16 protein-coding genes are annotated in these 24547 nt (G+C 58.8%); 6 read left to right on the forward strand and 10 right to left on the reverse strand.

Annotation, left to right across the window (positions count from 1 at the left end; translation table 11 throughout):
• Positions 1 to 12 precede the first annotated feature (12 nt).
• Positions 13 to 1632 (forward strand): FMN-binding glutamate synthase family protein, encoded by a 1620-nt coding sequence (locus tag J0G10_RS25010; protein WP_095048313.1) that lies wholly within the window; start codon positions 13 to 15, stop codon positions 1630 to 1632.
• Here J0G10_RS25010 and J0G10_RS25015 read toward each other — a convergent pair.
• The 3 genes from J0G10_RS25015 to J0G10_RS25025 all read right to left on the reverse strand — a co-directional run bounded on the left by J0G10_RS25015 (position 1541) and on the right by J0G10_RS25025 (position 5216).
• The gene (locus J0G10_RS25015; RefSeq protein WP_220556943.1) at positions 1541 to 3211 is read right to left on the reverse strand and encodes a glycosyltransferase family 39 protein; all 1671 of its coding nucleotides are present in this window, start codon (positions 3209 to 3211) and stop codon (positions 1541 to 1543) included. The two genes, J0G10_RS25010 and J0G10_RS25015, sit on opposite strands and share 92 nt — an antisense overlap.
• Positions 3208 to 3570, reverse strand: coding sequence for a GtrA family protein (locus J0G10_RS25020; protein ID WP_095048315.1), 363 nt, complete (start codon positions 3568 to 3570; stop codon positions 3208 to 3210). Before J0G10_RS25020 ends, J0G10_RS25015 begins: the two co-directional genes overlap by 4 nt.
• A gap of 224 nt (positions 3571 to 3794) precedes the next feature.
• Positions 3795 to 5216 (reverse strand): amino acid permease, encoded by a 1422-nt coding sequence (locus J0G10_RS25025; protein ID WP_095048316.1) that lies wholly within the window; start codon positions 5214 to 5216, stop codon positions 3795 to 3797.
• Between the two features lie 526 nt (positions 5217 to 5742).
• Between J0G10_RS25025 and J0G10_RS25030 the strand changes: the two genes are divergently transcribed.
• The gene (locus J0G10_RS25030; RefSeq protein ID WP_220556944.1) at positions 5743 to 8886 is read left to right on the forward strand and encodes a transglycosylase domain-containing protein; all 3144 of its coding nucleotides are present in this window, start codon (positions 5743 to 5745) and stop codon (positions 8884 to 8886) included.
• A gap of 192 nt (positions 8887 to 9078) precedes the next feature.
• Positions 9079 to 14205, forward strand: coding sequence for a dermonecrotic toxin domain-containing protein (locus tag J0G10_RS25035; RefSeq protein WP_220556945.1), 5127 nt, complete (start codon positions 9079 to 9081; stop codon positions 14203 to 14205).
• Between the two features lie 110 nt (positions 14206 to 14315).
• Here J0G10_RS25035 and J0G10_RS25040 read toward each other — a convergent pair whose 3' ends face one another.
• From J0G10_RS25040 to J0G10_RS25060, 5 genes are all read right to left on the reverse strand, one after another.
• Positions 14316 to 14819, reverse strand: coding sequence for a CS1 type fimbrial major subunit (locus J0G10_RS25040; protein WP_176471310.1), 504 nt, complete (start codon positions 14817 to 14819; stop codon positions 14316 to 14318).
• 33 nt (positions 14820 to 14852) lie between these two features.
• Positions 14853 to 15596: a pilus assembly protein gene (locus J0G10_RS25045; RefSeq protein WP_095125889.1), complete on the reverse strand. Its 744-nt coding sequence runs from the start codon at positions 15594 to 15596 to the stop codon at positions 14853 to 14855.
• Between the two features lie 44 nt (positions 15597 to 15640).
• On the reverse strand, positions 15641 to 16855 hold the full coding sequence (locus J0G10_RS25050) for a hypothetical protein (RefSeq protein ID WP_099757075.1): 1215 nt from the start codon (positions 16853 to 16855) through the stop codon (positions 15641 to 15643).
• Positions 16856 to 16859: 4 nt separating this feature from the next.
• Positions 16860 to 19382: a CS1-pili formation C-terminal domain-containing protein gene (locus J0G10_RS25055; RefSeq protein WP_095048322.1), complete on the reverse strand. Its 2523-nt coding sequence runs from the start codon at positions 19380 to 19382 to the stop codon at positions 16860 to 16862.
• 123 nt (positions 19383 to 19505) lie between these two features.
• Complete coding sequence (locus J0G10_RS25060) at positions 19506 to 19985, reverse strand: CS1 type fimbrial major subunit (RefSeq protein ID WP_095048323.1); 480 nt, start codon at positions 19983 to 19985, stop codon at positions 19506 to 19508.
• A 498-nt stretch (positions 19986 to 20483) separates the two neighbouring features.
• Here J0G10_RS25060 and J0G10_RS25065 point away from each other — a divergent pair, with 498 nt between their 5' ends.
• Positions 20484 to 21059, forward strand: a complete 576-nt coding sequence (locus tag J0G10_RS25065) for a PadR family transcriptional regulator (protein WP_093430616.1) — start codon at positions 20484 to 20486, stop codon at positions 21057 to 21059.
• Entirely contained in the window at positions 21056 to 21844 is a 789-nt protein-coding gene (locus tag J0G10_RS25070) for a siderophore-interacting protein (protein ID WP_099757077.1), read from the forward strand. The genes J0G10_RS25065 and J0G10_RS25070 overlap by 4 nt, the downstream gene beginning before the upstream one ends.
• Positions 21845 to 21943: 99 nt before the next feature.
• Here the strand turns inward: J0G10_RS25070 and J0G10_RS25075 are convergent, their stop codons facing one another.
• Both J0G10_RS25075 and J0G10_RS25080 read right to left on the reverse strand, forming a co-directional pair.
• Positions 21944 to 22585, reverse strand: a complete 642-nt coding sequence (locus J0G10_RS25075; protein WP_220556946.1) for a Pr6Pr family membrane protein — start codon at positions 22583 to 22585, stop codon at positions 21944 to 21946.
• A 1-nt stretch (position 22586) separates the two neighbouring features.
• Positions 22587 to 22817 carry a VF530 family protein gene (locus J0G10_RS25080; RefSeq protein ID WP_007916799.1) on the reverse strand — a complete coding sequence of 77 codons (231 nt, stop codon included), beginning with the start codon at positions 22815 to 22817 and terminating at the stop codon, positions 22587 to 22589.
• 300 nt (positions 22818 to 23117) lie between these two features.
• Between J0G10_RS25080 and J0G10_RS25085 the strand changes: the two genes are divergently transcribed.
• Positions 23118 to 24479, forward strand: a complete 1362-nt coding sequence (locus J0G10_RS25085) for a carbohydrate porin (protein ID WP_220556947.1) — start codon at positions 23118 to 23120, stop codon at positions 24477 to 24479.
• Positions 24480 to 24547: the final 68 nt, after the last annotated feature.

Below are 24547 nucleotides of genomic sequence, written 5' to 3' on the forward strand. Positions count from 1 at the left end.
CAAGGAAACCGTATGAGCCTGTCACTCCTGAGCCGCTACGCCTTCTTTGCCGTCTGCGTGATGTTCACCCTCGCCAGCCTGCCTTTCCTCGAACATGACTGGCTATGGCCAATCACCGCCGTCACCGGTGTACTGAGCCTGATCGGTCTGTTCGACCTGCTACAAAGCCCGCACGCGGTGCGCCGCAACTACCCGATCCTCGGCAATATCCGCTATCTGGTTGAAGGCATCCGCCCGGAGATCCGCCAGTACCTGCTGGAGTCCGACAGCGATGCCCTGCCCTTCTCCCGCGCCCAGCGTTCGCTGGTCTATTCGCGAGCGAAAAACGAAACCGCCGACAAGCCGTTCGGTACGCTGATCGATGTCTATCAATCCGGTTTCGAATTCATCGGCCACTCGATGCGTCCGGCGCCGCTGAGCGACCCGAGCAGTTTCCGCGTCACCGTCGGTGGCCCGCAGTGCAGTCAGCCGTACTCGGCCTCGGTATTCAACATCTCGGCGATGAGCTTCGGTTCGCTCAGCGCCAATGCCATTCGCGCGTTGAACCAAGGCGCGAAACTCGGCAACTTCGCCCACGACACCGGTGAAGGCAGCATCAGCCCGTATCACCGCGAACACGGCGGCGACCTGACCTGGGAGCTGGGCAGCGGCTATTTCGGTTGCCGCACCAGCGACGGCCGTTTCGACCCGGAACGCTTCGCCACCCAGGCGCAGAACCCGCAAGTGCGGATGATCGAAATCAAGATGAGCCAAGGCGCGAAACCCGGCCACGGCGGCATCCTGCCCAAACACAAAGTCACCAAGGAAATCGCCGAAACACGCGGCATCCTGATGGGCGAAGATTGCGTCTCGCCGTCACGTCACAGTGCGTTTTCCACGCCGATCGAAATGATGCAGTTCATCCAGCAACTGCGTGAACTGTCCGGCGGTAAACCGGTGGGCTTCAAGTTCTGCCTCGGCCATCCGTGGGAGTTCATGGGCATCGCCAAAGCCATGCTGGAAACCGGCATCCTCCCGGACTTTATCGTCGTCGACGGCAAGGAAGGTGGCACCGGCGCCGCACCGGTCGAGTTCACCGACCACATCGGCGTACCGATGCGCGAGGGCCTGCTGTTTGTCCACAACACCCTGGTCGGCCTGAACCTGCGCGACAAGATCAAACTCGGCGCCAGCGGCAAGATCGTCAGCGCCTTCGACATCGCCAGCGTACTGGCCATCGGTGCAGACTGGGCCAACTCCGCACGCGGCTTCATGTTCGCCATCGGCTGCATCCAGTCGCAAAGCTGCCACACCAACAAATGCCCGACCGGCGTGGCCACTCAGGATGCCTTGCGCCAACGCGCGCTGGTAGTGCCGGACAAGGCACAGCGCGTGTTCAACTTCCACCGCAATACCCTCAAGGCGCTGGCAGAAATGCTTGCCGCCGCCGGTCTTGAGCATCCGTCGCAACTGTCGGCCAAGCACTTGGTGCGGCGCATGTCGGCGACCGAGATCAAACTGTTCTCGCAGTTGCATGTGTTCCTGAAACCGGGGGAATTGCTCACCGGGGAAGTGAATGGCGAGTTCTATTCGCGGATGTGGCAGATGGCGCGGGCGGACAGTTTTGAGCCGCAGGAAGTGGCCGTGGCTTAAGTGTGCAATAGGTGCTGGCCTGCGCTGAAGCCGGCACCGAATCGGCAGTAAACAGATACGCAGAAATGTTTCCCCCGTGAATCGTCAACACGGGAGTCCGATCCTTTGCGAACTGTGGCCTGTCAGCATGCAAATCAGCATCTGTGATCCACCAGACTCTTTGGCTGCGGCAATCCAAAACCGTTATCCCATCAATATAAATACTCGCTACGGGATCTTTGATCAGGCTCAAAAGACCACGACTGGTCAGCTTCAGGTAATCATCAATCGATGAGCGCACCTCAAACCGGGGATCAATACCAGTGGTGTCGTAATAAGTGAATGTCGGGTACCAGAACGGGTTAGCAATGATCACCTCATCACCTGGAAGGGCATTCTGATTGAGCCGCTTCACCAACTGACCAAACTCGGTATCTCTGCGGTAATTCGTTCCATTCAAGCCATCTGTCTGCCGGTAAACCGCAGTCAGACCATTTAATTGCACAACAACAAAAAGCAATAAACCAACAGTCGCCAACAACGCTCGACGTCTCCAGATGCCGTCAAGTGCCAACGCTGCAATCATCGCAATGGCGGGCGCCGAAAAAACCAGATATCTAGGAACGAACAGTGGAAGGAATAAGGCAAACACATAGAGCGTTGTCAGCGGAACAAAAAAATAACCAATCGGCAAAAAACGAAAAGGTCGCTTTAGGGAGTAGTCCGCGATGACTGTTGTGGCGCAGAACAGTAAAAGCGCCAGAGGCAGGAGATGCCACGCCGATGCTTGAAAAGGCCCATTTCCCATCAGCGTGAACTGCCAGACTAGCGACAACGCCTCCTGCAGCGTCACCGGTTTGATCCAACCCAAGCCCGTCGTATTCGCAAGTTGAGCAATCAGATGAGGTACCCAAGGCAAATACAGGACCACGATAGTCAGGTTAGCAAGTAGCCATTGCCCTAGGGTAATCGCCATCCCGGGACGGTTATTCCGGCTCAGCCACCAAAACAACCAATGCACCAGTACACACAAACCTGCGAAGTAGTGAGTGTAAAAAGCAGCGCTCATCAGGAGCACGTAGATCACCGCAAAACGGCCTTGCTCCGCAACCCTCGCCCAACAAACCAACGCAACAGTTGCAGCCATCAACCAGCACCCGAGCAGGCTGTACATCCTTACTTCCTGGCTATAGCGCACCGAAATCGGGAGTAACGCCAATAGCAGCGCGGCAATCCATGTCGCCCTGCGCGTTGAAATCAGGCTCATCAACTTGATACACAGTAAAAGAGTGCCGAGATCCGCGAGTGCACTCAAGGCCCGGGCAGACAACGCCGAGTCTCCCCACACCGACACCCAGTAGTGCAACAGCATGTAGTAAAGCGGTGGGTGCACATCCCGTGCCGTCAGCGCCCAGATGCGCTCCGGTGTTTCGCGTGCAAGCAGCAGACTATAGGCTTCATCGTTCCAGATGGCGGGTACTGAAATAGCGTAAAACCGTACGAGTAGTGCGAGGATCAAAACGATAGCGAGCGCGAATCGATCAACGAGCACTGGCGTAAAGGCTCGTCTGACAAATGCAACGGCCGCAAAAGTCTTCATAGCCGTTGTCTGCGAAACAATACAAACCTGAAAAAGCTGTACCCCAGCAACAGATTCAGCAGTGTAAACACCGCCACCGTCAGCAATCCCGGCAGATCACGCGTATCGGCGATCGCACCGATAGCAAAACTGAGCGCGCCCATCACCACGATAAACAGCAGATAACCAAGCACCGACGTTCGGCTGTCAAAGGTGTACAGCATGTTCACGTAAAACGAGAACATGGCCGCTACGCAGAAAGCCGCGAAATTGCTGGCGGCTTGGGTCAGTTCGGCAGCCGTGCACAGGACGAAAAAGATCTGCCAATGGATCAATCCATCGGCGATTCCGATAACCGTCAATGCCGAGAATCCCTTCATGCCGGTGCCCCGCTCTTGCCACGTTTGGCGAAACTTCAACCTAGGCCAAGGCAGGTGCCAGGTCTACTGTCAGAAATTACAGGTGCGCGGCTACTTCCGACGAGTGGACATCACACTGCCGCTGCAGCAAGCGCAGGTGGTTCAGCCTTGGAGACGATCCGCGGCACGGGCAATAAAAAGCCCCGGTCTCGCGACCGGGGCTTGGTTGATGCAGACGCTAAAACTTACGAAGCCGAACGCGCCGCACCTTGCGCCACGTTGCTCGGTTGCAGCTTGAACACGTAGAACAACACGGTCAGCAGCACCAGGAACGCAGGCCCCACATAGAGCGCCACGCGCGTGTCCGGGAAGTACGCCATCAGGCCGACTACCAGCACCAGAAACGCTAGCGCAAAGTACGAGCTGACCGGGTACAGCCACATCTTGTACTTGAGGCCGGCACGTTCGCTGGCGCTCAGGCCTTTGCGGAATTTCAGTTGCGCCAGCAGGATCATCACCCAGGTCCAGATCGCGCCGAAGGTGGCAATCGAGGTCACCCAGACAAAGACTTTTTCCGGCACCAGATAGTTGAGCAGCACGCCCAGCAACAACGCACCGATCGACAGCAACAGCGCTCGACGCGGTACACCGTTATTCGAAGTCTTGGCAAAACCGGCCGGCGCCTGGCCATTCTGCGCCAGGCTGTAGAGCATACGCCCGGTGCTGAAGATACCGCCGTTGCACGACGACAATGCTGCGGTAATCACCACGAAGTTGATGATGCCGGCGGCGGTCTTGATGCCCAGACGCTCAAAGGTCATCACGAACGGACTGCCCTGCGTGCCGATTTCGTTCCACGGGTAGATCGACAGAATCACGAACAGTGCGCCGACGTAGAACAGCAGAATCCGCCAGAACACCGAGCCGATCGCATCGGGAATGGTCTTCTGCGGGTTCTTCGCTTCACCGGCGGTCAGGCCGATCATCTCCACGCCGAGGTAGGCGAACATGACCATTTGCAGGGACATCAGCACGCCGGTCACGCCGTTGGGCATGAAGCCGCCGTGGGCCCACAGGTTGGAAATCCCCAGTGCCACGCCGTCATTGCCGAACCCGAAGGCGATGATGCCGACGCCGCCGATCACCATCGCAATGATGGTGACGATCTTGATCAGGGCGAACCAGAATTCGAACTCACCGAAGGCCTTTACCGCGATCAGATTGATCGAACCCATGCTGATCAGCGCCGCGAGGGCCCAGATCCAGCGCGGTACATCGGGAAACCAGATGCCCATGTACACGGCCACCGCGGTGATTTCCGCGACGCAGGTCACCAGCCACAGGAACCAGTAATTCCAGCCCGTGAGGAAGCCCGCCAACGGGCCGAGGTAGTCTTGCGCGTAACGGCTGAACGAGCCGGCGACCGGATTGTGCACGGCCATTTCGCCGAGAGCGCGCATGATCACCAGGATCGCCAGACCACCCAGAATGTACGACAGCATGATCGCCGGGCCGGCCATTTCGATGGCCTTGGCGGAACCTAAAAACAGACCGACGCCGATACAGGCACCGAGTGCCATCAGGCGAATATGCCGTTCGCCGAGTTCGCGTTTGAGCGGACCGCCCTGAGCGGTGTCGCCGTGAGGCAGTTGATTGCCGACTGGCATAGGGGTGCAACCTCGTCTTGTTATTGGATATGACCACCGAGTGTCGAAGCGTCGGCCGATAAGCCCTGGCTTGAAATGAAACCGCGCCTGCTTTGTGAGCAGACACGTCTTGCAGGACAGCCTGCAAGATCAGCGGGACGTGCAGTATAAAAAGCCTTTGGCAGGAGTTTTCACTCTATAAGCCACAACATTCAGCGACAACTCTCGGTAAAAGCCCGGTATGCCGAGAGGCATTCCCTGCTTTGCGTAGGAATATTCGCCGCCGAAAAAGCCGCCGAGTATTGCACAGCATTGGTGCATCGTCATGTGTCCGCTTGGTCAACTTTATTGCTGAACGGTTCTATTGCGGCCGCTCAGATCTCCCTCGCCGCAAAGTTTGCTTCAGGCTCATTTTCGCTCCGGCACCCGCCTTCCAGATTTATTCAGCAACTCCCCTCGCCCATCCCGCACATTTTTTTCACCAGCCCCAACCACCGTCTAAGCTTCAGACAAGTCCGATCAATCTGCGTGAATGGATCAATCGACTATGGGCGCTTTGTGGCAAACCGATTCGAGTAAAGCCGTGGTTCCGACTGAACGAGTGGATGAAGCGCCTGTCCCTGAAAAACCCCGCCGCAACCGGCATGGGTGGAAGGCTTTCTGGTTGTTGCTGGTGATTATCGCGATCGTCGTGGGGCTGGCTGCGTCCAAGGAAATGCGCACTTCGCGCTTCCAGGCGCGTGAGCTCAGCCAATACGCCGCGTCACTGACGTACACCCTCGAACCCGGCCCCAGCGAAGCCATTCGTTATCCGGGCAATGGCCCGTTCGATCTGCGCCTGGGTTACAGCTCGCTGGATGAATTCCTGCCGCGCCTGCTCAAACGCAACTACGTCATCACCGAACAGGCGCGGTTTTCCCCGGCACTGCTCAGCTACACCGACAAGGGCCTGTTCGTGCCGTATTCCGAAAAGATTCAGGCCGGGCTGTCGATCACCGATTGCCGGGCCGCACCGCTGTACAAGTACAACTACCCGCAACAGCTATATTCAAGCTTCGAATCCATCCCGCCAGTGGTGGTCAGCAGCCTGTTATTCATCGAAAACCGCTTCCTGCTCGACCCGAAACAGCCGCTGGCCAACCCGGCGGTGGACTGGCCGCGCTTCGGCATGGCCGCGTGGTCACAAGTGGCGAAATTGCTGCGCCTGCCGGGCCAGTCGGCGGGTGGCAGTACGTTAGCCACGCAATTAGAAAAGTACCGGCATTCCCCGGATGGCCTGACGGTGTCCGGTGCCGAGAAACTGCGGCAGATGATGTCGGCCAGCGTGCGTGCCTATCAGCCCGGCCCGCAAACCCTCGGGGCACGACAGAACATCGTGCGTGACTACCTCAACAGCGTGCCGCTGTCGGCGGTGCCAGGGCATGGCGAAGTACATGGCATGGCCGAAGGCCTGCGCGTCTGGTACGGCAGCGACTTCAACCAGGCCAACGAACAACTGAACAGCCCGGCCACCGATGCGAAGACCATGGCCGCCAAAGGCCTGGCCCTGCGCGAGATGTTGTCGCTGATGATCGCCCAGCGCCGCCCTTCGCGTTACCTGACCAAGGGCCGTGAAGAGCTTGCCGAGCTTACCGACAGCCATTTGCGCCTGCTCAAACAGAACGGTGTGATCGACAACGCGCTAGCCGATGCCGCCCTTGCCAGCAAAGTCACTTACCGCGACTGGCAGACCCAGCCGACCATTCAGCCGATCGAAACCAACAAGGGCATCAGCGTTGCCCGCAGTCGTCTGGCGAGCATGCTCAACCGGCCGCTGTACGACCTCGACCGCCTCGACCTCTCGGCCACCAGCACCCTGCAGGGCGAACTGCAAACCCAGGCCACCGCTTACCTGAAGAAACTCGCCGACCCGGCCTATGCCGCCGAAATCGGCTTGCTCGGTGAACGTTTGCTGACCCCGACCAGCACCACCCAAGTGCGCTACAGCTTTACCCTCTTCGAACTGACTCCGGACGGTTCCCGCGTGCGGGTGCAGACCGATAGCACTGACCAGCCGTTCGATATCAACGAAGGCAGCAAACTCGAACTCGGCTCCACCGCGAAAATGCGCGTGCTCACCACTTACCTGCAAATCATCGCCGAACTGCACGACAAGTACGGCGCCATGAGCGTGCCGGAACTGAAGAAAGTCGAAGTCCCCGATCAGGACCGCTTGAGCCAGTGGGTCATCGATTACCTGATCCAGAACAAGGATCACGACCTGTCGAAGATGCTCGGCGCAGCCCTCGACCGCAAATACTCGGCCAGCCCCGGCGAGGCGTTTTTCACCGGCGGCGGATTGCATACATTTCACAATTTTCGCAAAGAGGACAACGGTCGCATACCGACTCTGCGCGACGCCCTGCGCGAATCGATCAACCTGCCGTTTATTCGGCTGATGCGCGATGTGGTGCGTTATGTCACTTATTCAGGGCCCAATAGCAGTGCCGAACTGCTCAAGGACGATCGCGATCCGCGTCGGCAGGAATACCTGGCAAGTTTCGCCGACCGCGAAGGCACGGCGTTCCAGCTCAAGTTCTGGAAAAAATACAGGAACAAAGACACGCAGGCGCGTCTCGACACCTTCCTCGACAGCATGCGCCCGACGCCGATCCGCATGGCCGCCGTGCATCGCTACCTGCTACCCGATGCCAGCCAAGAAGACTTCAACACGTTCGTCCGCTCGCACCTTAAAGGCACCAAGCTCACCGAAAAACTCACTGATGATCGCCTGATCCGCCTCTACGATTCCTATGGTCCCGGCAGTTACGATTTGCCCGATCAAGGCTTCATCGCCAAGGTGCATCCGCTGGATCTGTGGATGATGGGCTACCTGTTGAACCACCCAGACGCGACCTTCAGCGAGATCGTCAAGGCCAGTCACTTCGAACGTCAGGAAGTCTACAGCTGGCTATTCAAGAGCAAGCACAAGGGCGCCCGCGACAGCCGTATTCGCACCATGCTCGAGATTGAAGCGTTCCTTGAAATTCACCAGCGCTGGCAGAAAGTCGGCTACCCGTTCGACCATCTGGTGCCGTCGCTGGCCACCGCGATTGGCAGCTCCGGTGACCGCCCTGCCGCTCTGGCCGAGTTGATCGGCACCATCCTCAATGACGGCGTGCGCATGCCGACGCTGCGCATCGACAGCCTGCATTTCGCCGCAGGCACGCCTTACGAAACGCAACTGGTCAATGACCCGCATGTCGGCAAACGGGTGATGCCGTCCGCGGTCGCCACAGCCATGCGCGAGGCACTGTCGCAAGTGGTCGACGCCGGCACGGCAAAACGTGTTTCCGGCAGTTTCAAACTCGCTGATGGCAGCCCACTGGCTATGGGTGGCAAAACCGGGACCGGCGACAACCGCATCGAAGCCATCGGTTCGGGCGGACGCATCCTCAGTTCGAAGTCGATCAACCGCACGGCGACGTTCGTTTTCTACATCGGCGATCACCACTTCGGCACCCTCACCGCGTTCGTTCCGGGGCGTTCGGCAGAGAACTTCAAGTTCACCTCGGCCCTGCCAGTGCAGGTGCTCAAGGGCATGGCGCCGATTCTGACGCCGTATCTGCAACCCGGCAGCGACTCACAGTGCAAACCGACGCAGACCGCCAGCGTGGCGATGCTCGAAGCGCTGCGCCCTACGGCGAGGTAACAAATCGTGTCGGGTTTTTCTGCATCAGGGTGACGAATTTTCAGTTTGGCGGGTGGTATTTATGTATTTTTCAGATTCGAATTTTCGTCGGGTTGGTGACCGGCAACGCGGTTTGCCTCCCGATCTTTGAACTTTTGTTTTGCCCTGCCCTGAGTAGGCTGATCACTCCTCAACAATCAAGGATGATTGGCCATGTCTCTCTCTCCCCTGCCTGCGGAAAACGCGGACAAAGGACGGCACTACGAATTCATCAAGTCCGCCGTCAACGACAATTTCAAAAGTGCCACCGTCAGCCGGAGCCTCGCCTTGGCAGCTTCGCCACTGAAGAATGAAGCCTGGTACACCAAAGCACCTTCCGCGTATCTGAACAAACTCGCTGCGGCCAACCTCAAGGCCTGGGGATCGCAGAACCAGGTTGATCATCTCTTGGCGAAAGTCGATCTCCATGCCTTCGCCGAGCCGCTGCTCAAGGCAAAAATCAAGGAGCGGCACGGCATCGAGCCGGACGTCAAAAGCACCTTTCTGCGCCTTTACCTGCCCAAGGACAAACCGTGGTACGCCATCGACCTTTCCGCAGGCGTCGTGACCCGCACCATCTCGCTGCTGGATGCCGCCCTGCACAATTTCGCCAGCAGTGAAACGGTCGGCCATGGCTCGGACTACATCAGCGAGCCCGATGAGCGCGGTCTGTTCGATGTCGTACCGATCAAAAGCGCCATGCCCATCAGCCAGTTTCAGGCGCTGTGCCGCGATCTGGATATCGGCGCGCAGTATAAAAAACACCTGGAAAGTTACCTGCTGCCCGGCGAACCGCTGGCCGAGAGCGTGCTGCAGTACAAGGTCAACCAGAGTCAGAAGGACGCCCTCGCCGTCGCCGCACATTTGGCGCTGATCAAGGACGATATCCAGTACGACGCCTACAAAATGCTCTTGAGCCTGACCGAGGAAAAACCGCAACTGCTGCTCAATGGCCGCGCGATGCAGTGCGCTGACCTGTCGCTGCTCGGCACCCGGCTGACCGGGATTCTGCTGCTGACGCACACGGCATCGGACAGCCGCGGTGTTCGACGCCTGATCGTCTACATTCCCCACGACCCGGATCACCCGGTCAAGGAGTACAACTCTCTGAAAGCCTTCCGGGAGGAGTTGGTGCGCCAGCTTCGTGAGGACCGATTCAGCGAGTGGACCGAACAGACCTACCGTCAGTTCTTCAGCCAGTTTGTCGACCATCAGCAGCGCGGGCATTTCTTTGCCGAGCTTGAGCAACGCCTGTTCATCGTCAGGTATCACCCGCGTCAGGATCCCACCGATCAGCAACCACCGTGGCGCAAGGACCCGCAGGACAATCCCAACCTGCAGATCGGTCGGGTGAAATTGCAGGGCGATTACTGGCGCCACGCCTATCAGCAAAAGCTCAACAAGATCCTCAACGACGCCCGGGAGATCGCCGTCTCCACCGCCGACACCGACAGCAAAGCGCGCTGGGCGTGGTGGGACAACTTCAAGAAAATCCTTTCGGACATTTTCAACGTGGCGCTGTTGATCGCCACACCATTCGTGCCGGGGCTGGGCGAACTGATGATGGCCTACACGGCCTACCAGCTAACCAGCGATGTGATCGAAGGCATCGTTGATCTGGCCGAAGGGCTTTGGCAGGACGCTGCCGGGCATGTCATCAGTGTGGTCACCGACATCATTCAGTTGGCCGCCTTCGCCGCCGGCGCGCAGATCGGCGAAACCTTTCGCGTCAAACTGTCGTCGCTGGTAGACGGCATGAAACCGGTCAAGCTGCCCAATGGCAAAAACAGCTTATGGCACCCGGACCTGAATCCCTACGAACGTAACGAACTGATGCTCTCGCCCGGCGCCAAACCCGATCGCCATGGCCTGCATCAGTACCGCAACGAACACGTCCTGCCGCTGGAAGGCAAGCTGTACGTCGTCGAAAAGGCCACGACTGATGCGACGTCCAACACCCACCGCATCAAGCACCCGAGCCGCGCCAACGCCTACCGGCCGAAAATCGAACACAACGGCCACGGCGCCTGGGTGCATGAAGCGGAGACCCCGCACAACTGGCCGAATGACGCGCTGATGCGACGACTGGGCCACAGCGTCGAACGCTTTTCGCCCGCGGAACTTGAGCAGATCCGCATCGGCAGCGGCACCGATCACGACGCCCTGCGTCAGATGCATATCGACAACAGCCCGCCTCCGCCGCTGTTGGCCGACACAGTCAAGCGCTTCAGCGCCTACGACGATGTACTCACGGCGACTGCCGACATCCGCGCGGGCCGCCCGATCGATCCACAGGCCGTCTGGCTGGAACCGGTGTTGACCGGTTTGCCGGGCTGGCCTTACAGCAAAGCGCTGGAGGTGTTTGCCGATGCCAGTCTGAGTGGTTACTCGCGCAAGTACGGCAATCCGCAGGCTGCGCCGGCGGAGACGTTGCGCATCAGCCTCAACGATCTGAATGCGGGACAGTTGCCGGATCGCGTGACGAACTTCCTCACCAATGAAGAATTCAACCACCTGCTGGGCCCGGAAATTCCTCGCGACGACCGTGCAGCGGTCTTGCGCAATCACCTCGCCAATGCCGTCGATGAACGTCGCGGGGACGTCTCCCGCCGTGTCTATCAAGCAGGGGAAAGAACCGACAAAACCGACATCAAAACCGTTAGACAGACCTTTCCCGATCTGCCGCTGCCGCTTGCCGAAAAACTCGTGGCCCAGGCCAGACCCGCCGAACTGCAAAGAATCGCCAAGGAAAAACGCCTACCGTTACGCCTCAAGGTCCAGGCCCGAGAACTGGATTTCGAAGCCTGCGCCGCCCGCGCCTATGAGGGTTTTTATCACGACGAATTGCTGACCGCGGACAGCGAACGCCTTGCGCTCAACACCCTCAAGCTCAACACCGACACCTTTGCCGATCTGCGTCTGGAGGTGCGCGATGGCACCTATGACGGCCCGCTGCGCTGCAGTGTCGGATCGGATGATGCAGCCGTCGTCAGGCGCCTGATCCGCGACGCACAGGGCCGCTATGAGGTGCTCGACGCAGGCAACCGCTCGCTGCATGACGCGGATGATTTCTATGAGTCGATTCTGCATGCCGTGCCTGCCGAAACACTGCCTGCCGTGGGTTACTCGCGCGGCCAGGGACGCCCGTTGAAACTGTGGATCATGGAAGAGGCCGCCGGCCCTGCGCAGCGCCGAACTGCGCTGGCAGAGCCGCCCATCCGTCCGGTGGCGACGATTGAAACCGAAACGCTGGTGCGCGGTTGGTCATGGCTTTGGGGTGAGCCGACGCTGGAAAAACGTATCGGCAAGCTCTACCCGAAAATGAATGAAAGGGAGGTGAACACGTTCATTGAAATATTGCAGCGCAAGAGCGAGGGCAATGCAGTCGATGCCATCGCAAAGCTGGAAAGCGAGCGCAAGGATTTGCACCGTAAATTACAGGCATCGCGTGAAAAACAACCCGCCGGCGTGGACGACGAGGGAAATCCGGGCTACGGAGCGTCCATGGATTACATGCAACTTGGCGGGAGGCACATAGAAGAAAGGTTAATTGAGTGTTTCGAGCGCAAAAGCGCTGGGTTCGACGAACAGATCCATCATCCAGAGCAAGGCTATACGCTGGACCTGACCACTGAGTTGAACCGATATGATCTCGAATACTGGTGGGAAGAATTGCGCAAGCAACCCGGCATGAAGCAACACCTTGATCAGATCACCGCACTTAGGCTCAACAAGACATCCCTCTCGGCAAATCGCGACGGACTGCTCGGCAGCTTCCCTCATCTGCGCCAATTGAGCGCCCGCCAGTGCAATCTGAAAGAAATACCCTCCAGCATCGGCCAGATGCGTCAACTTGAGGATCTGGATCTGGCCGATAACCGTATCGACTTGACGTATCGCTCCAGCAAACAACTCGACGCACTGGTACGTCTGCGCACGCTAAACCTGAACGGCAATCCCTTGCGCATACCCCCGGATGTCGGGCGAATGTACCGGCTGGAGGAGCTGAGCCTGGCCAATACCGGCATCCAGACCTGGCCCGAGGGACTGTTCAAGGTCGGCACAGCCAACCGACACCGGCCACGCAGTTTCATGCTCGACATGCGGGGGGCGCCGATCAATACCCTGCCCGAAGTCACGCCTGGCTCTGATCAGGCGTTTGTGCTCAGCCGCGCACGTTTCAGCCCGGAAAAACTGACCAATGAAGAGCGGGTGCGTTATGGCCAGTATCGAGAGTCTTCAGGCCTGGGTTTTGTGCAGGATTATTTTCCCGCCGCCAATGACGAACTCCGCCATTGGCAACTCGTTGCCGATGTACCCGGCGGTTTCGGCCCGTCTTCGGCACTGAGCAAATACCGCGAAGAAACCTGGCATGACCTGATGGCGGAGCCGGACTCCGCCGGTTTTTTCAGCGTGATTGCCAAACAAAGAGAAAGCGCCGACTACCGGACTGAGCCCGCACGCCGCAAGCTGACCCAACGTGTCTGGGAAATGGTCGAAGCCGCCGCCCTCGATTCGGAGCTGCGCGAAAAACTGTTCAAACAGATCGTGTCCCCGGAGGACTGCGGCGATCTCGGTGCGCAATTGTTCAATTCACTGGGAATGAAAGTGCTGGTGTCCAAAGCCTATACAGCGCCGACATCGGCCCAGGTTCTGGATAACACCCTCGTACGCCTGGCCCGCAGTGCTGCGCGGCTGGACTTGGTGAGCGACGAGGCTCGCGTGGAATACAGCCGTCAGGAACAACAGAACCTGATCGACCCGAACAACCTCGCCCCGGATGAGGTCGAGGTCCATCTGGCATTCGAAACCGGACTGGCTGAACGACTTGAACTGCCCTGGCAGTCTGAAGGCATGCGCTACCAGCCTCGTTCTGGTGTCAACGAAGCGGAGATCGAGTTGGCTTACAGGATGATCATGAGGCGGGAACAGGGCGACGGTCTGGTCAATGGAATGATCAATCTTCCTTCGGACAATTTCTGGGAGCGCCACCTGCGCAAGACTCACCCGACACAATACGAGCGCAATGATCATCTGTTTGAGAACAAACTCGAATGGGTCGAAGAATTGAAGGAAATAAAAGCGCAGTGGGCTGAACTCAAGGATCCGGGTCAGATAAAACCACTGACGCAAAAACTGGAAAGTCTTGCGAACCAACTCGGCATTTCCGTGGCCGATGTACTCAAGGATGAGCCCTTGAGCCAAAGGCTGTACCAGGACCTGCAGAAACAAATCGGTTATCAGCGCGATGACCTTTCCCGACAATTGACCCGGGAGGCCATGAGAATCGCGAACCTCTGACGGCAGGCTTGCAAACCGGTCAGACCATCAAGGACTGGCCGGCCCCTGCGACAGCTTTTCGCCCCCCCATAGGCCCGGGCTTGCGTGCTCTGGGTCAGGCCAAACCGCACTCATTCCGCCCCCGGTGCCCTGGCATTGAACATCAGCACGACACTGCCGTGGTAATCCCCGGAACGATAGCCGCCCTCCGGCTCGATCGGGTCGATTTTCAACGCCACGCGTTTGCCCCTGGCGGCTTCTTCCACGGACAACACCTGGCGCGGGGTGACGTGCGAACTCAGCTCGACATCATTGAAGGAGACCAGCAGATCGATCACTTCGCCGGGGCGGCCATTCTCCAGATAAGGATCGAACGCCAGACGCGCTTCAATCGCGCTACTGTCATGGTGCACATCGAAATTGCGCATCAGCCCGCTGAGGGTCGAGCGCTGATAGTCCCACTCAAGCCGCTGTGGCCGGTGAATCCAGTCCGGTTCTGCCGGAATGATATAGAACGGGCGGCTGGGAATGGTCAGGGACACTTCGAAGGTGTGCTCTTCGCGCGCGGCCCACGCCCCGGCGCCGGTCAGCGCAGTGGCGACCATCAGCGCGGCGGCGGTGCATTGCTTGATCATGTTGGTTACCCGATGGGTCAATGGAAAACAAACCTAGCGACTGGCGGTCTTCATGCTTTTTTTCTCGCTGCCTTCGATCAGGAAGAAGCGGTATTCGCGGCCCTTTTCCTTGTCGAAGGCAAAGGTCTTGCCCGCCAGCACATGGTGTTTGGTGGTCGCGCCGCAGTCGCTTTCTTTGCTCAGTGAACAGCTCTTGAACTCATCGACAATCAGCACGGTGTTGCCATCGTTACGCAGTTCATAGCGTTTTTCGGTGTCATTGATGACGGTGGCAAAACGCGCGTCCTTCGGCCGCACAAAGAAGATCGTGCCGAACCCGGTCATTACGTTGACCCCGGCTGAAAGCGAGTTTTTGTAGTCTTCGCGCTCCTCGCTGCTGACCACGAATTCGTCTTCCTTTTCCGGTACCACCGGGACGAAGCGCACGCGGAAATAGCGCTCGCGATCGCGCTCGCCCATGTACAGCAAACGCGTACCCTGCATGCCCTGCGCCGGGACGATCAGCCGCGCCGGACTGGCCATCACGCCATTGCGTGAAGCACCGTCGGCAGCGTTTTGCACGGGCACTTCCTGCGGCACGCCATCGGCGCCGTAGATGATCTCAAGCACATTGACCTTGACGAAGGCCGTGGCATCGCCGCTATTGAATACGCGTTTCAGGTAAGTACTTTTATCAGCGTCGAGATAGTCGTAGACGGTGCCGACATTGATTTGCGGGCCGGCCTGCGCCGTCAGGCAACACATGCTGAGCACGCCCAGCAGAAAACCACGTTTCATCGCGTTCAACTCCATGAAAATCGAAATGGGCCGGACTGGAGCGCTCACGCATCCGAGTCCCAGATAATGGTGATGTTGCCGCGTAGCCGGTCGTTCTTGCCGGGGCGCAGGAGGAAATCGATCGCAAACGGGTCCAGCTCGAAATGCAGCGCGCCGGGCTTGCGCTCGACATAGAGGCTGGGCTGGAACGGGCCGACCCAGTTGTTGAAGTTCAACGGCATTCTATTGACGGGGCCATTGCCGGCGCCGTCGATTCCCGCGGGCAAAGTCATCGAGACCTTGACCGATGTGGTGTCGCCCGAGGGGCTGCCAAGATTGCAGTACGGCCCGCCCTGGGAATTGCATAGCATCATCACCTTGAAGCGCGAAGATGCCGAGATGAAGAACGGTTGGTCGCGAAAGATCCGCTTCGGCTTACGCCCGCTGTCGATCCACTGCGCCCATCCGCCTTCGGGTTCCAGCGACACTTTGCTGCCACCCGGCGGGAGATCGACTTTGAGGGTGTGCTGTACGTCCAGTACGAAGTCGAGGGTCAGCCTGCCTTCGTCCGGCTGAAAAGCCGCGCCCATGTCAAAATCGCCACCGGGTCCCATCGAGTATTCGATGGATCCGGTATACAGACCGCTCGACATGCTCAACGGGTTGGGGGTTCTCAGCTCATACGCAAAATCGATCTTCTCGAAAGACATCGAGGGGATACGGAAAGCAGCGGTCTTGGTGCAGGGCGCTTGCACAGGCGTCTGCCAGAAAAAGCGATAGGTGCGAGCGCTGTACCCGGACACGCTAGTGCCTCTGCAAGGCGCGGGGGCGTAGAGCCAACCGCTAAGGGACGTCCAGAGGATGTCATGGCCTGTCGGGTGCTCCACCCCGGTCAGTTTTTCCACGGTATCGCTCAGGATATAGTTGGAGCCTATGCCGGTGATGCGCACCTCTACGGTTTCCGTTTCCTGAGTATCCTGATTAGTCACCGTCAACCGTTTCCAGTCGGCGGGGGCCTGCACTGAGACATCGTCACCCGGCATAAGCTCGCCGGTTGAGCTATAGCCGACAGGCAACTCGATGCTGAACATGTTGGCGCTGGCGCACTGCGCAGGGAAGTTCACGCAATAGCCGCTATTGGGCGTCTGGTTGACGAACAGGTTCTTGCCCGGTTGCGAAGAATCGGGTTGAAACAGCGCACGGATTTCCTGATTTATCGCCTGTGCCGTGGGCATGCTTAGCGCCAGCAGCAATGCACAACCACCTGTAAGTTTTTTCATAAGATCAACCTGCCTTCTGTTCGGTGGAGGTAGCGTCAGCGAGGGTGTCCGGCGTGCAGCGCAGATCGCCGATCATCAGCACATTGTTTTCGCTGCGATGGTCGGACTCGTTGAGGCGGAACTGGCAGAGCAACTGGTTGCCCTGACGCACTTCCAGGGTCGGTGAGCCGGCGTTCATTTCCATCGAGAAGAACCCGTCGACTTCACTCACCCCACGGCTGGCGTGGTTGATCACGTGATGGCCCTTGAGCGGCCGCCCCTGGCCATCCACCAGTCGGCCGAGTACGGTCATGGTTTTCATCACGCGGACCTTGCGGTACTCCACGCCACCCTTGTTCAAGTGATAGCGGGTGCGCGGCGGTTCGATGGACGCGGCCGGTACGTGGTTGCCCTCGAAGTCGAAACTCACCGAGCTGTTCTGGTACGCGGTGATCGGGATGAAATTGCGCCCCGGCTTCAACGCCGCACCGCCACCGCTGAAATCGTCGGCCCGCAGAACGATGTCCTCGATGTCCGACTCGACGTCGACAATCAGCCCGGCGCCGCGCACTTCGGTCTGACTGGTCATGAGCATCTGCTGCGCACCGACCACCAGCGTGCTGTCGAGGTTGAGGCCACCGGTGAAGTTGCCGTTGTAGGAGGAGCGCTGAATAAAGCCGTCACCATTGACCGCGTCGGTGCGGAAGTTGGCCAGGCTGGCGACGCCCACCCCGTAGGTGTCGGTGAGTGCCGTGACCGACACGTTCTGCAAGACGTGATCCCGGAAATCCTTGCGCCAGCCGAGCGAGGCGTTGTTGTCACGCGCACCGTCACGGGCCGTGCGTGAGCCGATACTGCCGCTGATCTGCTGACCGGGGGCGCCGAGCGCCATGTTGATGCTCAGGTCGACCCCGCGATTGCGCGCATCGCCGCTGCTGAAACTGCCGGGACGATCAAAAATCGACAGGCGCCAACTGGCATCGCTGCCCAGCACCATCGTGCGCTGGGTCCAGCCCAGATCGACGCCCATGCCTTCGACATTGCCCTCGCTGTGCGAGACCCGCGCGTTGACCGAACTCTTGCTGCTGAGGCGATGGTTGAGCGCCAGCGAGGAATTGCTGGTCTGGCCGATGAACACATTGCGCGGGCGCACCCGGGTGCCGTCCGGCAACGTGTCGTAGGTATTGGTGGTGTCGAGCCAGCTGCGGTTATGGCTGACGACAAGACTGCCGGCGCCGTAGTTGTAGAGGCTTTGCAGATCGAGACCGGTGCCGTAATCCTCGGTCTTGTAGACGTTGGCGTAGAGGCTGATGTGATTGGCCAAGGTCCAGTCGATGGACGTGCCGTATTGCAGCTTTTCGCGAATCTGCCGCGCCGACAGCCCGAGGATGACGCGCGGATGCAACAGGTAATTCACCGAAGCGCCCGCTGTCGGGCTGCCGCTGGCCTGGGTGTCCCAGTTGCTCAGCAGTTTCTGTTCTTCGCCGGCAAAGACGTTGTAGCGCCAGCGCTCGTCGAGGTTGCGCCAGTTGTTGGGCTTGTACACCAACTCCTGAGTAGTGGAGGTGATCTGGCCGTCTTCGATCAGCCGGACTTCCACCTCATAAATGCCACCGGGCAGCGGCCGGGTGTCGAGGGTCTGCAAACCGGCCGGCACCGATTGGGTATTGATCAGCAGGCCATCGCGCCAGATCTCGACGGAACCCTGGCGGTTGGCCGTGACATAGATCGGATAAACGCTGGGCATCGGGCTGTTGATGGCCAGGCTGTCGGAGCTGCCGTACATCACGCCGACGGCGGTGTCGGGACTGCTGCCGAACGTACGCGGCTGGCGCGTCAGCCCTTCGGAATTGGGGGTGAAATAGCCCAGGCGGAAAAAACTGCCTTGCAGTTCGCGCTGGGTGTGCAGCTCTTGAACGGCGTGATAAAGCTTGTCGTCCGGACCGCCGAGACGGGCCACTTGCAGATTCAGTGTCTGACTCCAACTGCCCAGACTTGAGCTGGCTTCGAGGCCGAAACGCCCGCCGAGATCCTGATCCTGGCCGCCATTGAGGTTGAGCTGGTTACGCACCATCAAGCCATGACTGCCACCATCAGGCTGTTCGAAGTAACGCTTGGCTTCAACGTCGCGTTCGGCATTTTCGGTGAGAATCGAGACCAGCGAGTTTTCCAGGTTGTAATGCACCGCCAGAAACTGGTCCGGGCAGGAACCGCTGCACGCACCCAAGGGCACGCCGGGTTTCAGATAGCTCGCCCATTTTTCCCGCTCGGCGGGGCCAAAACGATTTTCGCTGGTGTCAGTGAATTCGAGCAGGGTGAGGCGATCGTCGCGGGACAACACCACCATGGCCTCACCCAGTGGTTGCTGATCGACTTCGACCCGTACCGCCAGCGGTACATCAAAGAAATGCTCCTCGAAATCCGCCGGCAAACCCTTGGCCTGCGCCAGCAGACTGCGTGGTGTGGTGCCGGTGGAGTTGGAAGCCACAGCTGCGCTGGCACAAAACAACAGCGCAAGCGCAGCCGCGATGGGTGTCATCGGGAACATGAACGCGTACTCGGATAACAAACAATGGAAGTCCGTCGAGGCAAACAAATCGTCAGCCCCGACGGTCAAGCGTCAACATTGAAGTTGGGCTTAGTGCCTGATCGATCGATCAAGTGACTGCTGTTATGGCGTCACGGCGTCGAAGATCATCGCCACGGCCCCGGTGTAATCACCAGGCTGGAAGTTGTTGCCCACCGCGCTAATGTTCAGCGGCGCACGGTAGTTGACGTCGGACTCGGCTTCACCCACGACCAGTTGCGGAGTCAGGGTCAGTTCCTTGTTGTTGAACAGCACGCGCAGTTCGATAGAAGTACTGCCCGAGACCAGTTTTGGCAGGCTCTCGAGGCTGGCGTGTACCGAGCCGTTATTGTTGCGCACGTCGAAGAAGCCATTGACGTCGCGCATCTTGCCGGTGGTTGGCTGATAGCTCATGTCCTGGTCCTTGTTGACCAGATCCGGATCGGTCGGCACCACATAGAAACCGTTGGTCGGCACATGCGCGACAAGGCTGATCGAGTGCGACGCTTCACCAGCGGCGAATGCGCCAGTGGAACCCAGTGCCAGAAGAGCCAGTGGAGCGGCGATTGCGAGTTTCTTGAACATCGTTATGTACCTGTTTTCTTGATAGGGGGATGAACATTGAAAGTTCAGGTAAATCATTGCCCGAGTTGAGCCAGATCAACTTGAACGTTCAACGCCTAGGCATCATCGACTGTTGCCTCTGGAAAGTAAGCAAGCAACTTCCGATAACCTCGTAGTTAAACAACCCCATGACTCGCCAGAAAAAAGAACAAAATAACGATATTCGAAACAGTAACTGTAAGTTATCCCCTACAGACAGTTTAAATTAAAAAACCATACAGCAACTTCGCCCTGATAGTGCGGTAACTCAGGGTCATTTAGAACATATACTCTACATCAAATAGAGTGATGACTTTAACTTTCAAGTTATCGCTGACTTACACCCCCCTGAAAAATCATCGCTTGCATTGGCGGGTGGGCTGCCGCTCGTCAGCCGAGGTCGCGACGCGGGAAAAACGTCTTGCGCAGACCTTAAGATATATCTTAAGTTGTATCTAAACACGACGAGAGAAGACTGAAATGAGAGACCATCATTCCCCCCACCGCGAACACGGCGACGGCCGTGACGGCTTCGAGAAGCGCCCCGGACGTGAGCGCGGCGGCCGTGGCCCACGGGTATTCGCCCCCGGTGACCTGAAATTGCTGCTGCTGGCGCTGGTGGCCGAACAGCCGTGCCACGGCTACGACCTGATCCGCCAGATCGAAGGCATGTTCGACGGCGCGTACAGCCCCAGTCCCGGGGTGATCTACCCGACCCTGACCTTTCTCGAAGAGAGCGAACTGATCACTGGCGACGCCGAGGGCGGTAAAAAACGCTACAGCGTCACCGAGGCCGGTCGTTTATCTCTCAGTGAGCAAGCGGTCGCGCTGGACGGCGTGCGCATGCGGATCGATGTGAGCAAACGCTCACTACGTGGCCATGATCGGCCGCCGGAAATCCACGAAGCCGTGCACAACCTGCGGCATGCCCTGCAAATGCACCACGGCCGCTGGAGCGCCGCAGAAATCCTGCGCGTGCGTGACCTGCTTAACGACACCGCCAAAGCCATCGTCGACGGCCCTGCCGTTCAACCTGCCCCGGAGAAAGCCGAATGACTGCAGTCGATACCCAAACCATTCACCGTGTGATGCACGAAATCAAACGCCGCAAGCTTGAGGTGTTGCGCGTGGTCGACCTGACCCCGCGCATGCGCCGCATTACCCTCGGCGGGCCGGAGCTGGCCGGGTTTATCAGCCTGGGCACTGACGATCACGTCAAACTGCTGTTCCCGCAGAACGCCGAACAAGCCGCCGCGCTGGAGACCATGGTGCTCGGCGCCGGCAAGGACGATGGACCAAAACCGGAAATGCGTGATTACACGCCGCGTCGCTACGACCTCGATGCGCTGGAACTGGACATCGATTTTGTCCTGCACGGTGACGGCCCTGCGTCGACCTGGGCCGAGCAAGCGCAACCCGGGCAATACCTGCACATCGGCGGCCCGCGCGGCTCGATGATCGTCCCGGATATTTTCGACAGCTACTTGCTGATCGGCGACGAAACCGCCCTGCCCGCCATCGCCCGCCGCCTCGAAGGCCTGGCGGCCAATCGCAAGGCCTTGGTGGTGATCGAAGTGGAAAACGGCGCCGAACAGCAAGTGCTCGAAAGCGCGGCGCAGGTCAATGTGATCTGGGTGTTACGCGAGGGTAGCAAGGACAACCTGCTGGCGACGGTGAAGCAACTGCAGGTGCCTAAAGGCAATCTGTATGCGTGGGTGGCGACCGAAACGAAAGTTTCACGGCAGATTCGCCGGGTGCTGATCGATGAGCATGGGCTGGATGAACAGCTCATCAAAGCCGTCGGCTACTGGCGCGCTGAAGGCACTTCCGAAGAAGAGTGATACCCCTTGTAGGAGCTGCCGCAGGCTGCGATCTTTTGATCTTGTTTTTGAAAAAGCAAAGTCAAAAGATCGCAGCCTGCGGCAGCTCCTACAGGTGCTTTAACTTCGTGCAAGCCTCCAGCGGTCGAGGCCAATGACCAGCAAGCCAATCCCCACAAACCCCAGCAATATCCCCCCGGCATTGAGCAGCACCTGTGGATAACCCAACACCGCCACGTCAATGAACGGATACGCATACGCGCCGAGCAAATGCCCGCGCAGCAAGGCGTAGATGAAATACACCAGCGGATAGATCAGCCACACCGGCAGATGCCACAACCGCAGCGTGCCTTTCGGTACGCAGAGCCACCAATAAGCAAGAAACAGCAACGGCATCACGTCGTGCAGCAACTCGTCAGCAATAAATTGCCAGCCTTCCGGGTGCCACAAATGCCGCAGCAAAAGGCTATAGGCAAGCCCCACCACAGCAATGCTCACGGCAATGCCACTGCTGACCCACGACTGCAAAAACCAGCGGCGCGCGGCGGATTCGCGAGCGGTCACGGCACAGGTCAGCACCGTCGCCACCAGCGTGTTGGTCAGAATCGTGAAGTAGCTGAAAAAGCTCACCAGCCCGCCCAACAGGCTGGCGCCGACGCTTAAACGCGCAAAGAAAATCAGATAAAGCTGAATGCCCAACCCCGCCCAGCCCAATATGGCTGCGCAGGTGATCAGGCGGCGGCGCCAACAACCGGTATGCATTTCAGAGCGGTCGCTTGGTGCGCATCAATTTCACGTACAGACGCTCGACCTTTTCGCGCGCCCATGGCGTTTTACGCAGGAACGTCAGGCTCGACTTGATGCTCGGATCACTCTTGAAGCAGCGAATATCGATGCGCTCGGCCAATCCCGACCATTCGTAATGGCTCACCAGTGCATTGAGGATCTGTTCAAGGGTGACGCCGTGCAGCGGATCGGGAGTTTGTTCGTTCATGCCAGGCCTATGGGCGAAGTGAAAATGCGGAAGCCGCGCACCTTAGCCGAGGGGCTGACTGGGTGGAAGGCCTGACTTTAAATGTAGGCCAACCCGGAAAGATCGCAGGCCACGATCCGGCCGACAATGCGCCCGTTTGCCGCACTGTTACCGAATCCGAAACGCTGCATGTTCACAAAAGGCCTTTGTCTTTTTGTAACAGATCTTTATCCTGCCGCCCTTCCGCTGAATCGCTTCACTGCCTGCGACATATTGAAGCGCTCGAATTGCACCCCGAAAACACCAAAAAAAGACTGAGCCATGCCCGACTTTTCCTTCTCCCGAGACAGCGCTACCTCAACCCTGCGCACCCTTGGCGGCTTTACCGCCCTCGGCCTCGCCACTTGCGTTCAAGCGGCGCCCGCGTTCGACAGTGAATCACCGTACATGCTCGGTGACTGGAACGGCACGCGCACCGAACTCTCGGAAAAAGGCTACGACTTCAAGCTCGATTACACCGGCGAAATGGGCAGCAACCTGCACGGCGGCTACGACCACGACCGCACTGCGCGCTATAGCGATCAGTTCGGTCTGGGCACACACCTCGACCTGCAAAAGATCCTCGGCTGGGACGACGCCGAGTTTCAACTGACCATCACCAAACGCAGCGGCAACAACATCAGCAATGACCGCATCAACGATCCGCGCGTTGGCGGCTTCACCTCGGCCCAGGAAGTCTGGGGCCGTGGCCAGACCACGCGCCTGACACAGATGTGGTACCAGCAGAAATTCTTCGATCAGAAACTCGACATCAAGGTCGGCCGTTTCGGCGAAGGCGAAGACTTCAACAGCTTTCCGTGCGACTTCCAGAACCTCGCGTTCTGCGGTTCGCAGGTCGGCAACTGGGTCGGCGGCATCTGGTACAACTGGCCGGTCAGCCAGTGGGCGCTGCGCGTCAAATATCACCTCACCCCGGAACTGTACGCACAGGTCGGCGCTTACGAGCAGAACCCGTCGAACCTCGATCGCGGCAACGGTTTCAAACTCAGCGGCAGCGGCACCCAGGGCGCGATCCTGCCGATCGAACTGGTGTGGACGCCGAAACTCAACGGCCTGCCGGGCGAATACCGCGCCGGTTATTACTACAGCAACGCGAAGGCCAGCGACGTCTATAAAGACAGCCAAGGCCAGCCGGCAGCGCTGAGCGGTGAAGCCTATCGCAGCGCGTCGAGCAAACACGGCGTATGGCTGGGCATCCAGCAGCAGATCACCAGCATGGCCAGCGATAACAGTCGCGGCTTGAGCGTGTTCGCCAACGGCACGATGCACGACAAGAAAACCAACGCGATCGACAACTACGTGCAGGCCGGCATCACCTACAAAGGCCCGCTCGATGCGCGCGCCAAGGATGACATCGGTTTCGCCCTCGCCCGCGTGCACGTCAACCCGGCTTTCCGCAAAAACGCCGAAGCCAGCAACCGCGCCAACGCCGTGTACGACTACGACGATCCGTCCTTCCTGCCGCCGCAAGACACCGAATACAGCGCCGAGCTGTACTACGGCGTGCACGTGACCAACTGGCTGACCGTACGCCCGAACCTGCAATACATCCGCCACCCCGGTGGCGTGAACGACGTCGACGACGCCCTGATCGGCGGGATCAAGATCCAGTCCTCGTTCTAAAGATTTACGTAAATCCATTGTAGGAGTGAGCCTGCTCGCGATAGCGGTGTTTCAGGCGACATCTCCAG

Source organism: Pseudomonas germanica (assembly GCF_019614655.1).
Lineage (GTDB): Bacteria > Pseudomonadota > Gammaproteobacteria > Pseudomonadales > Pseudomonadaceae > Aquipseudomonas > Aquipseudomonas neuropathica.

Bases quoted from the DNA above. Each gene is read 5' to 3' on its own strand.
- J0G10_RS25010 (WP_095048313.1), top strand. From the start codon at position 13: ATGAGCCTGTCACTCCTGAGCCGCTACGCCTTCTTTGCCGTCTGCGTG.
- J0G10_RS25015 (WP_220556943.1), bottom strand. From the start codon at position 3,211: ATGAAGACTTTTGCGGCCGTTGCATTTGTCAGACGAGCCTTTACGCCA.
- J0G10_RS25020 (WP_095048315.1), bottom strand. From the start codon at position 3,570: ATGAAGGGATTCTCGGCATTGACGGTTATCGGAATCGCCGATGGATTG.
- J0G10_RS25025 (WP_095048316.1), bottom strand. From the start codon at position 5,216: ATGCCAGTCGGCAATCAACTGCCTCACGGCGACACCGCTCAGGGCGGT.
- J0G10_RS25030 (WP_220556944.1), top strand. From the start codon at position 5,743: ATGGGCGCTTTGTGGCAAACCGATTCGAGTAAAGCCGTGGTTCCGACT.
- J0G10_RS25035 (WP_220556945.1), top strand. From the start codon at position 9,079: ATGTCTCTCTCTCCCCTGCCTGCGGAAAACGCGGACAAAGGACGGCAC.
- J0G10_RS25040 (WP_176471310.1), bottom strand. From the start codon at position 14,819: ATGATCAAGCAATGCACCGCCGCCGCGCTGATGGTCGCCACTGCGCTG.
- J0G10_RS25045 (WP_095125889.1), bottom strand. From the start codon at position 15,596: ATGAAACGTGGTTTTCTGCTGGGCGTGCTCAGCATGTGTTGCCTGACG.
- J0G10_RS25050 (WP_099757075.1), bottom strand. From the start codon at position 16,855: ATGAAAAAACTTACAGGTGGTTGTGCATTGCTGCTGGCGCTAAGCATG.
- J0G10_RS25055 (WP_095048322.1), bottom strand. From the start codon at position 19,382: ATGTTCCCGATGACACCCATCGCGGCTGCGCTTGCGCTGTTGTTTTGT.
- J0G10_RS25060 (WP_095048323.1), bottom strand. From the start codon at position 19,985: ATGTTCAAGAAACTCGCAATCGCCGCTCCACTGGCTCTTCTGGCACTG.
- J0G10_RS25065 (WP_093430616.1), top strand. From the start codon at position 20,484: ATGAGAGACCATCATTCCCCCCACCGCGAACACGGCGACGGCCGTGAC.
- J0G10_RS25070 (WP_099757077.1), top strand. From the start codon at position 21,056: ATGACTGCAGTCGATACCCAAACCATTCACCGTGTGATGCACGAAATC.
- J0G10_RS25075 (WP_220556946.1), bottom strand. From the start codon at position 22,585: ATGCATACCGGTTGTTGGCGCCGCCGCCTGATCACCTGCGCAGCCATA.
- J0G10_RS25080 (WP_007916799.1), bottom strand. From the start codon at position 22,817: ATGAACGAACAAACTCCCGATCCGCTGCACGGCGTCACCCTTGAACAG.
- J0G10_RS25085 (WP_220556947.1), top strand. From the start codon at position 23,118: ATGCCCGACTTTTCCTTCTCCCGAGACAGCGCTACCTCAACCCTGCGC.